The organism is Litoreibacter roseus (assembly GCF_009811795.1).
Lineage (GTDB): Bacteria > Pseudomonadota > Alphaproteobacteria > Rhodobacterales > Rhodobacteraceae > Litoreibacter > Litoreibacter roseus.
This window is the reverse complement of the sequence record NZ_BLJE01000002.1, coordinates 1,018,255-1,034,154: the sequence shown is the minus strand read 5'-3', so window position 1 is coordinate 1,034,154 and position 15,900 is coordinate 1,018,255. Positions and strand designations below refer to the sequence as shown.

13 protein-coding genes and 1 riboswitch are annotated in these 15,900 nt (G+C 57.1%); of the genes, 4 read left to right on the top strand and 9 right to left on the bottom strand.

Annotated features, from left to right (window positions below):
* Positions 1-85: 85 nt before the first annotated feature.
* From KIN_RS12100 to KIN_RS12075, 6 genes are all read right to left on the bottom strand, one after another.
* The gene (locus KIN_RS12100; protein ID WP_159807222.1) at positions 86-520 is read right to left on the bottom strand and encodes a hypothetical protein; all 435 of its coding nucleotides are present in this window, start codon (positions 518-520) and stop codon (positions 86-88) included.
* Positions 517-2,577, bottom strand: a complete 2,061-nt coding sequence (locus KIN_RS12095) for a glycosyltransferase (RefSeq protein ID WP_159807220.1) — start codon at positions 2,575-2,577, stop codon at positions 517-519. Before KIN_RS12095 ends, KIN_RS12100 begins: the two co-directional genes overlap by 4 nt.
* Positions 2,574-3,647: a glycosyltransferase family protein gene (locus KIN_RS12090; protein WP_159807218.1), complete on the bottom strand. Its 1,074-nt coding sequence runs from the start codon at positions 3,645-3,647 to the stop codon at positions 2,574-2,576. The genes KIN_RS12095 and KIN_RS12090 overlap by 4 nt, the downstream gene beginning before the upstream one ends.
* Positions 3,648-3,651: 4 nt before the next feature.
* Positions 3,652-3,954, bottom strand: a complete 303-nt coding sequence (locus KIN_RS12085) for a hypothetical protein (protein WP_159807216.1) — start codon at positions 3,952-3,954, stop codon at positions 3,652-3,654.
* A gap of 119 nt (positions 3,955-4,073) precedes the next feature.
* Entirely contained in the window at positions 4,074-5,768 is a 1,695-nt protein-coding gene (locus tag KIN_RS12080; RefSeq protein WP_159807214.1) for a ribosomal eL19 family protein, read from the bottom strand.
* 194 nt (positions 5,769-5,962) lie between these two features.
* Positions 5,963-6,706 carry a leishmanolysin-related zinc metalloendopeptidase gene (locus tag KIN_RS12075; protein WP_159807212.1) on the bottom strand — a complete coding sequence of 248 codons (744 nt, stop codon included), beginning with the start codon at positions 6,704-6,706 and terminating at the stop codon, positions 5,963-5,965.
* 241 nt (positions 6,707-6,947) lie between these two features.
* On the opposite strand from KIN_RS12075, the gene KIN_RS12070 reads away from it, so the two are divergent.
* Entirely contained in the window at positions 6,948-8,270 is a 1,323-nt protein-coding gene (locus KIN_RS12070; RefSeq protein WP_159807210.1) for a hypothetical protein, read from the top strand.
* Positions 8,267-9,031, top strand: a complete 765-nt coding sequence (locus tag KIN_RS12065) for a COG3904 family protein (protein ID WP_243144908.1) — start codon at positions 8,267-8,269, stop codon at positions 9,029-9,031. The genes KIN_RS12070 and KIN_RS12065 overlap by 4 nt, the downstream gene beginning before the upstream one ends.
* A gap of 4 nt (positions 9,032-9,035) precedes the next feature.
* Here the strand turns inward: KIN_RS12065 and gcvP are convergent, their stop codons facing one another.
* Genes gcvP through gcvT form a run of 3 tightly spaced genes read right to left on the bottom strand, consistent with a single transcriptional unit; the run spans position 9,036 to position 13,385 of the window.
* Positions 9,036-11,879 (bottom strand): aminomethyl-transferring glycine dehydrogenase, encoded by a 2,844-nt coding sequence (gene gcvP / locus KIN_RS12060; RefSeq protein WP_159807208.1) that lies wholly within the window; start codon positions 11,877-11,879, stop codon positions 9,036-9,038.
* Between the two features lie 12 nt (positions 11,880-11,891).
* On the bottom strand, positions 11,892-12,251 hold the full coding sequence (gene gcvH, locus KIN_RS12055) for a glycine cleavage system protein GcvH (protein WP_159807206.1): 360 nt from the start codon (positions 12,249-12,251) through the stop codon (positions 11,892-11,894).
* An 18-nt stretch (positions 12,252-12,269) separates the two neighbouring features.
* Positions 12,270-13,385, bottom strand: coding sequence for a glycine cleavage system aminomethyltransferase GcvT (gene gcvT, locus KIN_RS12050; protein WP_159807204.1), 1,116 nt, complete (start codon positions 13,383-13,385; stop codon positions 12,270-12,272).
* 152 nt (positions 13,386-13,537) lie between these two features.
* Positions 13,538-13,622, bottom strand: a riboswitch (glycine riboswitch).
* Positions 13,623-13,872: 250 nt separating this feature from the next.
* On the opposite strand from gcvT, the gene KIN_RS12045 reads away from it, so the two are divergent.
* Entirely contained in the window at positions 13,873-14,709 is an 837-nt protein-coding gene (locus KIN_RS12045) for a MurR/RpiR family transcriptional regulator (protein WP_159807202.1), read from the top strand.
* Between the two features lie 28 nt (positions 14,710-14,737).
* Positions 14,738-15,859 (top strand): ABC transporter substrate-binding protein, encoded by a 1,122-nt coding sequence (locus KIN_RS12040; RefSeq protein ID WP_207710130.1) that lies wholly within the window; start codon positions 14,738-14,740, stop codon positions 15,857-15,859.
* Positions 15,860-15,900: the final 41 nt, after the last annotated feature.

The window sequence follows — 15,900 nt, the reverse complement described above, 5'->3', positions numbered from 1 at the left end:
AAAACAGCCCATTCAACAACGCTACTCTCACACTTCTACGTCAGTGGATCTGCCAAAGCTGGATCTATGGTCGAAGTTTTTGCGGTTAGCCCAGACGTCCAACGTCTTGCGCGTCAATGATGATGGCAAGATTCCAGAACCGCTTCAGCTGATCTTCACAGGCAAAACGGTCCGCGTCGCTTGTGCCCGCAATATGCTCGACACGAAAGCCAAACCGCTCCATCCCGCTTGATCCAACATGGCTGAGCACGATAGGAAACACGCTTCGTTCAATCGAGACCGCTGCCAAGTGCGCGGCAAGCCTGTCGGGACGGTCAAGCATTGCGGTGACGCGCACCCCGATGCGGGACGGGCGCCCCGATGGATCGCCCCAAAGCGCTGGCGCAGGGGGGACCGTTGCAACAGGAAAAGTGCTGGCGGGCTGATCCGCAGGAGGGTCAAAGACCAACGCATCAAGATCCAATGGCTGGGCCGCCGAAAGATTGGCGAGAACGGAGAGATAACTTTGGTCCAAACTCATGCGCCTAAGCCTTCTTCGATCAAAGTCGCCGCCGCAAGGTTTCCCGGGTCCGGCAGAGCAGTTTGTGCCAAAGCTGCGCGGATATCATCCGCCTTGCCATCATCCAGAAAAGCCGAGACTTCACGTTCAAGGGTGAGCAACTCGCTCTCGAGCACAAGGGTTGCCAAACCGCGATCCGCCGCCGCGCGGGCGCGGCGTTCCTGATCGTCAAGATAGGGTGCAGATTGAGGGATCAGGATGGATGGGACGTTTGCGTACAAAATCTCATGAAACGAATTGTATCCCACGGCTGAAACAGTGAGGTCAGCTGCCCGACACAAGTCTTGTGTGTGAGAGGTCCGAACGACCTGTGTGTTGTTCCAACCGTGAAGTCCGTCGGCAATGACAGCATTTGGCCAGGCTATAACAAGGTGCAGACAGTCCTTTCGCTGTTCCAACAGGCTGCAAAGCAGCTGGGTCTGTGCGGTTCGGTCAGATGCAACGCCGCCCCCAAGCATCGTTACAACCAACGTCTCTATGGGCTTGCCGAAATGGGCGCTGAGCCGCGCGCGCAGTTCCGCCGGATCTGCGTCGCTAGACGCGTTCAACCGCACGATCGGGCCAACATGATGGACTGAACCGCCGGTGGAGTAGTCCGTATTCAACTCATCAAATGCTTCCTGCGGTACAATGACTCTGGAAAACACGCGCTCTCGCTCAAGGGCTGTTGGATGTATCTGGCCTGCCTGCCAAAGTCCGCGTCTGATCCAAATGGCGGGGATCTGAAGCGCCGAGATCACCCGGTAGACGGAGTCGAACACATATCCACCGTCAAAAACCAACTGATCGGATTGAGACAACAGGTCTCGTAGACGAAGGTGGTTTACCAGATCGGCCGCATAGGGGTCGTCATGCTCAACGCTGCGGGACACCATCGGCGTGCAGGCGAACCCGCGACTTTGCAGCATGTCGATGCAACTTGGGAACGCGGCGAAACTTAGGTTGCTGTCCATGGACATCGCCTCGCCGATCAACGCGCAGCGTTGCGCGTGGCCCAGACCGTTTCCGTTCGTCGGAAAATAGACCGTTCGCGAGGTTTCCGCTGGCCGTGCCTCAGGCTGCGTAACTCGAAGATCTTGCTCAATCTTCTTCAGATCAAATTGACGAAGCCAATCGCTTTTCTGGATCCGACGTCCGATCTCAAGGCGGTTGTCCAACACGACATCTTCAAGATACGCAGAAAGACTATGCACATGTTCCGGTCCTTTGAGAGCGGGAGCACCGTCTGTTGTCAGAACGGCCGGACCGGTACAATCAATGACGACTTTACCAGCCCCCATCGCCCCAAGAGCCAAGGCCATCATACGCTCCCCGGCGATGCCGCCGCCGAAAAATGCGACAATGTCCGCATAGTTCATGATGTCGGCGGGCGGCAGTTCGCTGTAACCAAACACCGAGAGCACCCCGTAGCGAGACTGGCGGATGAGCTCCTTGCCTTTTCCGTTCGTTAGAACATGTAGCTTGATCTTTGCGCTGTAGCCGATCCGCGCAAGATCCTGAAGGACGCCGGGCTCTTCCAGATCCTCGAAGGGCACGTAGACGATCAGCCGGGCCGGGTCTCCGGCCTGTTGATCAGGCGTTTCCGCGATTTGGAACGTCAGGGGCGCGCTGCAACCTTCAAGCAAGGCGGGTCGTTGGGGCCCAGCCAGATTCAGCAGCTTCGGTTCGCGCCCTATCGTGTAGGCAATTTTATTTTGAGCCGTGATCTCATCTTGGCGATCCGCAAAGTAGCCAAGCGTCCAGATTGGGACATCTGCATCAAGTTGAAGAGCGCGCAGGAAGACCTGCACTTCGTCCGAAATGGCATCCGCTCCGACGACGAGAACGATGTCAGGTGAGACCTCTTGGTGATCGACAAGAAACGGAGCCGCCTCGAACTTTTGCTGTTTGGTTACCTCGTCCGGCATACATCGCGCGTCAATCGTGACAGAGTGACCCCGTCTGTCCAACTGCGTCGCAAACAACAAAAGGCCGTCGAATGCCCGCGCCGATTTTTGACCGCTGATCAGAAGGATCATGCTGACCCTCCTGCTAGCTTGGTCAGCATTTCACCGATGTTGGATCTAAACGTTGCCGGCGAGAATTTTTTCAGCTGCCGCTGTGCAGACCGAACATCCGAAACATAGCGATCTGGCTCATCAATGTAGCCTTGCACGATCTTATCAACATTCTCGGGCTCGGCCGCAACGACCGTACCGTCAAACGTGCGCGCAACATCTGGATCCGTGATCACAAGCTTGCCTGCGGCGGTAGCTTCCGCGATCACCCTTCCAAAACTCTCGCGCCATGTGGGGGCGGTGAAATAGATCATGAAATCAATCATCTCAAAGTATTGCGACACAGTCAGACCGCGGAACGGGTAAAGTGTCCAGTGGGACGGGCGATCATCATCTAACAGAAATGCATCTGCCCCAAGGATCACGTTGCGATCCGCGCTCGGCGAAAAGCACAACTCCATCACCTTGGATGAGGGAAATTTCTCGAACCCAGAGCGGGAATGTCGTCCACGACGATCTGCAGGGCACACGGTTGGTGGGACCAAGTCAAATTCACAAATGTTGAACCAATCAATCGGCAGCACGGTCCAAGTTTGGCTCAGTTGATGGGACGCGATCCAGCCCGTGACCGTTGACCTATTCCACGCAGAAACCGGGGCGAGATGACGTTCCAAAACAAGGGAGTCACGTTGGATCTGGGTCAGGCATTTCGCGACGTCAAAACCCTCTGCTCCGCCCGGACGTAAGAAGTTCTCATGCGTGACGACGATCAAATGACGGGCAATCAGCCGCACGCCCAGATCATCTTGGTGCTTCAGGCAGGACGGATTGTGCAGCACGACAATGTCGGCGGCAATTTCAGTTGCATCCCAGACAATCGGCAATTTCAACCGATTGAGCGCCTCATCAAGCTGGGGGGCGACACCCTGATCTTCAAACATTGCTGTGGACAGGGCAAAAACGCGGATGTCCGCAAAATCGCGCACCACCTCCAATTCAGCCGCTACGGCGGACGATGTGCCGCCGGGAAATCTCGGATCCAGAACATATGCGATCTGCGGCCGTTTCCCTGCCGCCTCAGATTGCAACATGGGCTCAGTAGATGTCAGGATCTACGGCTGCGCGGGCGCCAGAAGCATTGCGTGCCGCGTTGAATTGATCGACCCGACCGCGCTGCACGTCGTTGACGAAAGAACGCAGCTCCGATGACAGCGGATCACGCCCCGTCGTCAACTTGGGATTGGACACAACGTAGGAGTAGAGCGCCGTCCAGTCTTTCTGATTGATCAAAGCTTCGATGTTGCGCAGTTCTTGGATCGACACATCCTGCTGGGCAGCACCCGGCGATCCTATGAGCACCAGCGCGGTGACAATTGCTAACAGTTTATCATTCGGCACAGTAAGATCCGACCCACCACTTAACCGTGACGTTTCCACCACGATTCGTTCCGCGCCGCCAACGGCACGGAGGAAAATTTACCATGAAGCTGGATCAGAGATCAAATGCGGCGACGGCATTACCGCCCAAGATGCTCGCCACGCCGAAGCGTGTTGGCCAATCTGTTGCGCAACTGCGCTTTCGCATTGGCAGCTCGTTGCGCGGTTCTGTTCACGCGCTTCGGCTTCTTGGCTACAGCCCTGACCGGTGAATTTCCTTCAAGCCAGACCTCGATACGCCCGGATGCCCCGTCGCTCTTGCCCTTGCTGAAATCGCGCGCGTCGCCGCCGACTTCGCCGGCAATTGCCTGAGCGACCCGCGCATCACGGGTGTTGTAAAAGCGCACATGTGTTTGGGACACTTTGAAGTCCACACGATTGGTCGCAGTCGTCGGGAAGCCAGTCTCTTTCAAAATTGTATCGTACTGGCCCAAAACCTCAGACGTCACATTCCTAGGCGCGTAAGTCACGAGGCTGACATTCGCCGTATCGTCGCCAACGAAACCAAGTTTTGCTGCGAGCGAACGCGGCCCTTCTGGCGGCGGACCGACAGTTGGCAGTTTGTCCAAGGTATCGGGCGAAATCAGACCACTGCCACCGAACGATCTGATCAAGGGCAAGTCTATGACCGGGAAATTGGCCACCGCGTCTCGATTGGGTGCATCGTGATCTGGCCACTTCTCGACACCATCTGAGAACACGATCGGCACCAACGCATCGCCCTCGATTTTCAAGGCAAAGTCCGTGGGCGTCGTCTCAAATAGATCTGGCGTTGCTATCTCAGGGGTGGCCGACACGGGTATTTGCGAAACGCCGATTGATTGGTTCTCGGTGGATGGTGGTCTCAGTTCTGAAACCAGCGTTTGAGGCCTGATATTGCTGACGGCGGGCAGAACCGGCAAGTCATCGCCGGCGATCCTTGTTTGCCGGACCAAGACTGGGCTCTCGCTTGATGGGCTCCGGTACTCTGAAACATCCGCCGCGACAGAAGCACGGGCGCGTTCGACCGGTATGACCAGCGTTGGAGAGGTTGCTGCGATCCGTGGCGCGAGTGGCAAAACAGAATCTGGTGCCGCCTTCTTCGGGCTTACGACGGCAGGCTTCGCAGGCACTTCGATTGAAACATTGTCTACAGGGGTGCTTGCCGGCAAGCTCAGCCCCTGCTCCGCAGGACCGGCAGAGAACTGATTAACGCCGACATGTGCGGCCACATTGGGCGCGGTCTCCTGAGATTGCGATATGCTGCCGCCTCGCGGTCCTGTGAGGTCCGCCAAAGACACCCAGCCGGACCCGAAAACGATTCCAAAACTCAGCACGGCCCCCAGACCGAAGCCAAAGAAACAGGCAAACGCCACAATTGCCAGCCGTGAAACCGACGTTCTGGATTGGACCGGGGCGACTGGGATGGTCTGTGTCTCCGGCACTTTGGCAATTGGCTCGAAACGGGGCTTTGAGGGTGCAAGCGGGGTTTCGGACGGGGCCTTAGCCGAGGGTGGCGGCGTCGATTTCTGCGATTTAGGTGCGCTTTCCACCTCTATCGGCTTGAAATCCGGCGTGTCAAAAACGCTTGAATCTTCTATAAATGTCGGCTTTTTTCGCGCGGGTTTGGCACCTGATTTCGCCCGCGCTGCCAATACTTTCTCGCGCTCGGCCCGCGCTTCCGCAAGCCTGTCTTCCCAATTCGCTGGAAACGGGTTTCTGTCATCCGGTGCCGGGGCACTGCTCCCCGGCTTCGATGACGTGTCTGCCCTATTTTTCTTTGCCAATTCTGACACGTACAACAGCCCCCAGACTGTTTACCCACAAACTATAAAATCGAATCTTACGACAATTGTCTTCAATACTAGATGCGAAGGGCGGACTTGAAAAGTTGGATGCGGGCAAACCTCGCTATGTAATCGGCTTGATGGCACACGTTGGTGTAGATTTGCATCGCTCGCGGTTTCTTGCCGGACCTTCACCGGACTGACTATTGCTCCAACACCACCGGCTCCGGACGATCCAGATTGCACAGATCGCAGATCCGGACGGCCTCAGTGATGCCTTTCTCAGCAAGTTGCCTGAACGACGGGAGGAAAAACGGATCTGCCGCGCTATAATCAACGGTATAGCCGATATCCTCAAAAGCTGCGATCGACATGCGCGAAATCGGTCGGCTCGACCCCGACAGGAACCCGGTCAGCAGTTCATCCCCGAATACAAGCTCCCGCCAGTGCCCTTCCCGCGTTCCCGCGCCACCGCTGTTTGCAACCGGGACAGGGCCAGTGCCCGAGCCACCGACGAGTTCGGCATATTCCCGAACTGCCGCTTGGCCTGTGAATTGCGGATTGTTCGTGTTGCTGCCGATGATCAGATCCTTGCGTTGCCAAAGCGTACCAAACCCAAGCACATGACCCATTTCGTGAAGAATGACGTCTTCAAAACTGTTTTCCTGCTCAAGCCGCGTCAAATCCGCGTCGTCAAATTGCATGATGCCCTTCGCCGGCAACTCAGTATCTGGCAGCAAAACGGTCGGACCGGCTTGACCCAATACGCCTTGGGGTCCGTCAATCTCATTGATGGACGCATCAATTGCGACGCCGTTGATCCGCTGGCCTTCAACTTCAACCGTGTCGAACGATGTGTCGATGATGGTATCCCACCGCGTCGCGGCCCGCAGGAAAACCTCGCGTCGCTGGTCCGAGAACGTGCCGGTGAAATTTACTGTGATCATGGAAACCTCTGATATCTCTGTCATTTCCAAATATAGCGTGGGCGGAGTGGCTTTGTATCCAAGTCCGCCAAGTACAACCTAGAATTGGCTGAAAAATGCGCCCAGAACTGAGGGTTCCGGCAAGTTTAAGCCATTGGATGCGGCTACCAGATGGCTGACCTAAACGGCGGGGGCGCCTCGCAATCCTTTGGCAAAACCCTCAGGACATCCATATAAAGCCAAATGAAACGGAGGATCCGCGTTGGAGACAGGTAATGATCACGCCGCACTCTCGCAGGCTGAGGCACAAGGGGTGCGCTATGCGACGGAGCTTGAGGGACACGTCAAATGGCTCGATAGTATTACCGGTGCAGCACTTGGTGTTCTGGCCGTTGCATCCGGTATCTACACCTATCTCGGCGTATCTTCTCTTCTGGATGACAACGGTGCGCTGAGCTTTTTCGCGGCGGTGTCATATTCCGTCGCTGTGTCGGTCGGCATTTTCGTTTTCTGGTCTTACCTTATGCGGCTTTTGCCCGCGGTTCGGACAATGGGATCGCGGATTGGTCTGATGATCTCGATGGCCATCGGATCAGCCGCAATCGTTGCGATGTCATCTTGGCTGAATGCGGCGGCCTTGGCAGGCGCCGCGGCAGTTGAACAGCATCTTGCTCGTACGGTTCAGAGCTATCAGTCGTCGTTGGAGGAGGCCAATCTGATCGCAGTGTCCGCACAGGGGCTGGAGCGTGATGTCGCGCGGGTCAGACAGTCTTTTGAAGATCTCGGCGAACAGGAGGCCAATGGCGATTTGTCTGGCCTGGCAGGGCGTGGCGCGGTTTTCCGCGTGCTGAACCAGAAATCGGATGAGCTTCGCAGTCTTGAGGCCCAGATTGCATCGCAACAACCGCTTGTGACCGCCGCATTTTCCGAAGGTAATGCCATTCTGTCGCGGATGCGGGCCCTGACGGTGGAGCCGGGGCCGGTCGAAGCCCGGTCCATCGAGTTTTCCGAAGAAGCTGTCCGTCTGGCGGGCATCATTACACAATTGCGACAACTCTCCGTGGCCCCGCTTGTGGCGCGTGCGGCGCAAGACTTGTCCGCCTCTGTCGTTCTACCAGAACTTGATGGGCGAACCGGTGAAGCGCGTGGCGAACAGCAAAGCACAATCTCATCCGTCTTGGTGGTTCTAGGTCAACGCGCCGACACGCTGAGGACAGCAGCCGAAGCCGTGATTGCGATGCCACCGCCAAATGACACCACGTACACACCGATTTCTACCGCTGATGCCGTGATCAAATATGCTGAAAACTTCGCGCCGTCTTGGGCCGGAGCAATTGCGATTGATCTGCTGCCCGCTGTTCTGGTGCTAATCCTCGCGGTAACACAAAGCGCGATCCGCTCTGGCAAAGAGCGTGCAGGCGTCGGTGAGACCCTGACCTTGTCAGAGCTGCGCGCAGCCTTGATGGCGATACGGGAGATGGATGATGCACGCCTGATCGCCCATGGATCGCCAGACCCTGCTGCGACGGACAGGCCCAAAACGGCAGAGGTTCAGCCGATTACCCCGAAGGGTAAAGCGGGGTGAGGTCCGGCCTGACCGTCCGGCGTATGTTGTGGGGCACCTTTGCCCTTCAACTCTTGCTGGCGGGGATTTTGATGGCGCGCGACTTTACTGCGGCTCTGCCTTATATGGCGTGGCCGTCGACGCAACCCAGTCTGCAAACACCGGTGCTGCCCGGTGATCAGACACGTCGGTACCGGCCGCGGGATACACCGCTGGGGCCAACACGGCCCGACGCTCCGGCCCGGCCCTACACCAATACGAGCGACATGCCCCAACGGCTCGCCTTTGAGCAGGAAAGCGATGTTCTCACATTAACCGGTGCGATCAGTCCAGGTGACGCGGAACGGTTCACGGAAACCCTTGAGGGGATGAGCGGCGTAACTCAGATCCGGCTCAATAGTCCCGGTGGGTCTGTGCGAGATGCATTGGACATAGGACGCGCGATCCGTGACGCGGAATTCGACGTCGTTGCAGGTGCGACGGATATCTGCCTGTCGGCTTGCCCCTACGTGCTGGCAAGCGGAATAGCGCGTCGCGTTCATGCAGACGCGCAGGTCGGGGTCCATCAGCATTCCTTTGGAACTAACACGGTTCTGCCGGCCTTTTTGGCCGTCGAAGACATCCAGCGCGGTCAGGGCGAGGTCATGACCTATCTGGACGAGATGGGTGTCGGACCGCTTTTAATGCGCCACGCGCTCGCAACGCCGCCCGACGAGATTTATATCCTGCTCACCGATCAGTTGCTTGAATATGAGCTTGCAACTGAAATCATCGACAACTGAAGCGCTACTCTGCCGCCTCGGAATAGACATCCATAGGGGGGCAGGTGCAAAGTAGATTGCGATCCCCCCAAACGTTGTCCACCCTGTTGACCGGCGGCCAGTATTTATCGACCCGGAACGCGCCGGGGGGGAAGCATCCCACTTCGCGTGTGTAAGGCCGATCCCAGTCCTTCACCAAATCTTCCATCGTGTGAGGCGCGTGTTTCAGCGGGTTGTTTTCAGCATCAATATCACCTGCTTCGATCTGTGCAATCTCGGCGCGGATGGCAAGCATGGCATCACAGAAGCGATCCAGTTCTGCCTTGGTCTCGGACTCAGTAGGTTCAATCATCAACGTGCCCGCGACGGGCCAACTCATCGTTGGTGCATGGAAGCCGCAATCCACAAGGCGTTTGGCGATGTCGTCAACGGTCACATGCGCGCTATCGGCAAAGGGCCGCGTGTCAATGATGCATTCGTGCGCAATGCGACCTGTGGGACCTTTGTAAAGGACGTCGAACGCGCCCTCGAGCCGTTTGGCGATGTAGTTGGCATTCAGAATGGCAACGCGGGTGGCCTGTGTCAGACCCTCACCACCCATCATGAGGCAGTACGCCCATGAGATCGGCAAAAGCGACGGGGAGCCGAAAGCAGCCGCCGAAACGGCACCCTCGCCGGTGTTGGGATCGCCGGGCAAATGGGGGATCAGGTGATCTTTGACACCAATCGGACCCATCCCGGGGCCGCCACCGCCATGAGGGATGCAGAACGTCTTGTGCAGGTTGAGGTGGCTGACATCTCCACCCAGATCACCCGGACGCGAAAGGCCCACCATGGCGTTCATATTCGCGCCGTCGATGTAGACTTGCCCGCCGTGGTCATGCACCAGCTTGCAAACTTCAGTTACGGTTTCCTCGAACACGCCATGGGTCGACGGATAGGTGATCATACAACCGGCGAGCGTCTCGCTGTGTTGCTCAACCTTTGCTTTGAAATCATCGAGGTCGATGTCGCCGTTAGGTGCGGACTTCACCGGGACGACCTTCCAGCCAACCATCTGAGCCGAGGCAGGGTTGGTCCCGTGGGCTGACATGGGGATCAGACATATGTTGCGATGGCCCTCCCCATTCGCGCGATGATAGCCAGCGATCGTCAGAAGCCCTGCATACTCTCCTTGTGCGCCGGAATTGGGCTGCATGGAAATCGCGTCATAGCCCGTCACGTCACAGAGCTTGTCAGACAGATCGTCGATCATCTCCAGATACCCCGCGGCCTGATCTTGCGGGCAATAGGGATGTAACAGCGAGAACTCGGGCCAACTCACAGGCATCATCTCAGCGGCCGAGTTCAGCTTCATCGTGCAAGATCCCAGCGGGATCATCGCGCGGTCCAGTGCGAGGTCACGATCCGCAAGACGACGCATGTAGCGCATCATCTCCGTTTCGGCCCGGTTCATGTGGAACACAGGGTGGGTCATATATTCGGACGTCCGAACCAGTTTTTCAGGCAGACGGTACTCGACCGTCAGGCCCGGATCGCGGTCCATGATCCCAAAGGCGCGCCAGACCTTCATGATGGTATCCGGACGCGTCCGTTCGTCCAGGGTGATGCCAACCTGCGTTTGTCCGACTTTTCTAAGGTTGATCCCTTCATCGACAGCAGACTTCATGACCGCCGATTGTAACGGCCCAACGTCCACAGTGATCGTGTCAAAGAAGGTTTTTGGCTCGACGGCGAAACCTGCATCTTCCAATCCACGGACCAGACGGACGGTTTTCCGGTGAATCCGTTGTGCGATCGCCTTCAAGCCCTCCGGTCCGTGGAAAACAGCGTAGAACCCGGCCATGACCGCCAGCAATGCCTGCGCGGTACAAACGTTTGAGGTCGCCTTCTCGCGCCGGATATGTTGTTCGCGCGTTTGCAGACTAAGGCGGTAGGCCCGGTTGCCATGACTGTCGATCGACACGCCGACGATCCGGCCCGGCATAGCGCGGGCGTAGTTCTGCTTGGTCGCCATATAGGCTGCATGGGGACCACCATAGCCCACCGGTACGCCGAACCGCTGGGTCGTCCCAACGGCGATATCGGCACCCATCGCGCCCGGCTCCTTCAGCAATGTCAGGGACAGCGGATCGGCGGAGATTATGCCAATGGCTGCCTGTTCATGAAGTTTTGAGATTTGGTCCGAGAAATCGCGCAGATGTCCGTATGTCCCCGGATACTGAAAAATGGCGCCAAATACAGCGGTGGGGTCGAGATCCTCCGGCGCGCCAATCAAAATCTCGATGCCAAGCGGGGCCGCACGTGTTTTCATCACCGCGATGTTTTGTGGGTGACAGTTCTCGTCAACAAAGAAGCCCTTTGCCTTCGATTTCGCCACGCGTTGCGCCATCGTCATGGCCTCTGCACACGCGGTCGCCTCATCCAGCAACGAGGCATTCGCAATCTCCAGACCGGTCAGGTCCGACACCATGGTCTGAAAGTTCAGCAAGGCTTCGAGGCGGCCTTGGGAAATTTCGGGCTGATACGGTGTGTAGGCCGTGTACCACGCCGGATTCTCAAAGATATTGCGCTGGATCGCAGGGGGCGTGACCGTACCGTGATAGCCTTGGCCGATGAGCGAAGTCAGAACTGTGTTCTTCGCTGCTGTCACGCGCATGTGGTGCAGCAGCTCACTTTCCGACTTTGGCTTTCCGAAATCGAGTGGCTCTTTCTGACGGATCCCGGGTGGAAGGGTATCATCCATAAGCGCATCAAGGTCTTTGGCCCCGACAACCTGCAACATATCTGCCATCTCAGCTGGTGACGGGCCTATGTGGCGACGATTGGCGAAATCGTAGGGCAAGTAATCTGTCGGGGTAAAAGTCATGAAATGCGCTCCTTAGTCGATCAGTGCCTTGTAGGCGGCTTCGTCCATATAGCTGTCCATCTGGGACGGATCCGAAGCTTTCATCTTGAAAAACCAACCCTCGCCCGTGGCATCTTCGTTCGGTAGGGCCGGGTTGTCGCCTAAAGCTTCGTTCACTTCGATGATCTCCCCATCCAAAGGCGCCAGAATATCAGAGGCAGCCTTCACGCTTTCAATCACGACAATCTCATCGTCTTTGCTTACTGTTGTTCCGACCTCCGGAAGCTCCACAAAGACAATATCCCCCAGCTGGGTTGTTGCGTGCTCGGTGATGCCCACGACGATCACATCTCCCTCAGGACGTAGCCACTCGTGCTCTTCGGTGAATTTCATAGATATCTCCCTCATTTTCTATCTTTTGAAGTTCGCTGGTGTGAATGGCATCTTGGCCACTTGAAGGGGAAGCCTTTTGCCGCGCAATTCACCATAAAGAGTAGTGCCAATGGTGGCGTGGTCGACGCTGACATAGCCCATTGCAACGGGACCACCGACCGTCGGACCAAATCCCCCGGACGTGATCGTCCCTATGGGTGCCGTACTCTCTTCGTCAGCGAAAAGCACAACACCTTCCCGCATGGGCGCCCGTCCGGCCGGGACGAGGCCGACCCGCTTGCGGGACACACCATCGGTGATTTGGGACAAGATTTCGTCTGCTCCTGGAAAACCGCCGGTACGGTCGCCGCCTTGCCTTCGGACCTTTTGGATGGCCCATGTGAGCGCCGCTTCGACGGGCGTCGTCTCGGTCGTAATGTCGTGGCCGTAGAGGCAGAGGCCCCCCTCCAGCCGCAGACTGTCGCGCGCGCCAAGCCCGATTGGTTCGACGTCTTCATGGGCCAAAAGCGCCTCGGCCAGTTCAACGGCATCTTCTGCTGGGACAGATATCTCGTAACCATCTTCGCCCGTATATCCGGATCGGGACACCCAGCAATCGGATCCATTCAGGTCAAGCGTCGCGACATCCATGAACGACATGTCTTTCGCCGCCGGATTGAGTGCAGTCAAAACGGCCTCGGCGGATGGCCCCTGCAAGGCAAGCAACGCCCGGCCGGTAATTGGTGTAACAGAGACGTCCGGTTCGAGATGCGTTTTCATATGCGCGATATCAGCGGCCTTACAGGCCGCGTTGACGACCACAAAGATATGATCGCCGCGGTTTGCCAGCATCAGATCATCCAGAATGCCGCCATTTTGATCTGTGAAAAATCCGTAGCGCTGTCGATCTTTGGCCAAACCCGCAATATCGACGGGGATCAGGGTCTCGAGTGCGGCCGCCGCGTCTTCCCCCGCCACTTTGACCTGACCCATATGGCTGACATCAAAAAGTCCTGCTTTGGCGCGAGTGTGCAAATGTTCTTTCATGACACCAAGGCCGTACTGTACGGGCATGGCGTAACCGGCAAACGGAACCATCTTCGCCCCGAGCGAGACGTGCAGGTCGTGTAACGGCGTTTGCAGCAACTCAGACATCACATGCGCCTTTCTCTGACGGGCCAATGACTGGTTATTGTCAAACGGCACCAATTGCGCGCAAACCCCTTGCGCGTGGTGCCCCCTCTGTCCGTTCGCCTGAGATCGCTATCCCTTCGGCGGGCGCTTTCGCACCTCTCTCCAGAGTCTTATCAGCTATGTCGGTCCTTTGGCCTGAGAGTTTCCGAGGCGGTTGCTCCTTCGGCACCAGTTGTCTGGTTCTCCCGACATCGATGTCAGTGGTGATTATCACCCACTGCTAAAGCTGCACATTTAAGCGGTGGCAGGCAAGGGGGTGCCTGAAATTTCGTTCATGCGGCTGATTGAGCGGACAGGAAGACGCCCCTGGCAGCGTGCACTGAAAGATCTTCGCGAACCGCCAAACCGGTTGTTTACAAAAAATTCACGCAAGATTTCTTGCGCTGTTACATAAATACTGCAAATATTCTTGCATAGAATCGTTACTCACGGGACGAAGCACCACAAAATGTCTATTATCGATAGCATCTCACGGAGCACGGAAAGCCTGACACCAAACGAAAAACGACTGATTCAGGCGGTTATGGATCAACCGACGGTCGCAGCGCTGGGGACTGCAAGTGATCTTGCAGGCGCTGTCGGCGTTCATGAGGCGACCGCCTCTCGTCTGGCCCGGAAGCTGGGCTACGAAAGCTATGCTGCGTTCCGCGAGGCGCTGCGGGACGAATTCATAGCCACCCGTGAAACCGCAACACGATTTGAAAGAACAATCGCCGAAAGTAGTTCAGGCACAGTTTTCGGACGATTGGCGCATCAGGAACGTCTTGCCCTTGAAGAAGCCGAGGCGAGCATATCAGCGGACCGGATAAATCTGATCGCCCGGAAGATGATCCGGGCAGATCGCCTCTTTTTCTATGGCTATGGGAATTCTGAGATTCTTGCCTTGATGATGGCGAAACGCTTCCGCCGATTTGGCAGGGAAGTACATCAGTTGGATGGCGATCCCCGCAAGATTGCGGAGCAGGCTTTGGGATTTCGGGACGGTGATTTGTTGTTCACGTTCGCATTCAGACGTCCACCGCATGGATACGCGCCATTGATCGAGACCGCGCACGAAGCCGGTGTCGAGACGATCGTAATGTCCGGCCATACCGGGGCGATGTTGTCGCCGCAGCCAGATCACCTATTGCGCGCGCCGAGGTCTGGGGATGTGGACGGGTTTCAAACGCTCACGGTTCCGATGACAGTCTGCAACGCTATCGTCATCGCCGCGGGTCTGTCGGCAAAGAAACAATCGCTCAAAAAACTAGAAAAATTGGGGCGACTGATCGAGCGGTTCGACTGAAACGGACCAGACACTAAGGGGAGAGATCATGAAATTTGAAAGCATAACGCGCTGGAGCGCCATGGCCGTGCTATGGACATCTGTCGCTTGGGCAGACAGCAGTATGGATACGATGACGGCCGAAGAGCTGCTGCCGTTGGCCCAAGAGGAAGGGACGGTAACAGTCTATTCCTTCACCAGCCGCATTGGCAAAGTCGAGGCGGCGTTCGAGGCGGCGTATCCAGGCATCGACCTGCAAGGGTTTGATATCTCGTCAACGGAACAGATCGCGCGTCTGACCGCCGAGGCACAGGCCGGCGTTGCCAATGCTGACGTCGTTTACATCTCTGACGCGCCGGTGGTGCTGTCCGCGTTGCTCGAACCAGGGATCATCGCTCAATACGTGCCGCCACGTGTCGCAGACCGGGTCCCGGATGAATACCAATCACCACTTCTGGCGCAGCGTCTGTCGACCAAGGTTCTGATGTACAATGAAGAAGCAAACCCAAATGGCGCGCCCATTGACAGCCTCTGGGATTTGACGCGCGAAGAATGGGCGGGCCGCGTTGTGATGGTCGACCCTTTGCAGCGGGGCGACTACCTCGATCTGATGACTGAGATTGTGCTGCAATCAGCCGCAATGGAAGCGGCGTATCAAACCGAATTCGGTGAGGCCATCAACCTGGACGGTGCCGCGAACGCTGGCGAGAAGTTTATCATCGATCTCTTCGCCAATGACCTCATACTTGTTGGTTCGACCGACGATGTGAACGCTGCCGTTGGGGCGGTTGGTCAGAAAAATCCGCCCGTTGGGTTCACCAGCTATTCAGACCGCCGCGACAACGAAGAGGAAGGTTGGGCGCTGCAGGTGGCCAACGATGTAGCTCCCGCGCCAGGTATCATCTTCCCGGCCGTACTGGCCTTGTCCGCAGAGCCCAAAAACCCCGCCGCCGCCCGGTTGGTGATCGATTTTCTCATGGGCGATGAGAGCGAGACAGGCGGCCCGGGGCTTGCACCATTCTACGTCGCAGGAGATTACGTGACGCGGTCCGATATCCCGCCACATCCTGACGCGGTGCCGCTTGGCGACTTTACAGCGTGGCGCATCGACCCTGCGAAAACAGCCGAGATCCGCGCCGAAATTGGCGACCTCGTCCTGACCCTTCAGTAAGTAAGATGCCGGGGGCGGGCGTTGCCTGCCTCCGGCATCTC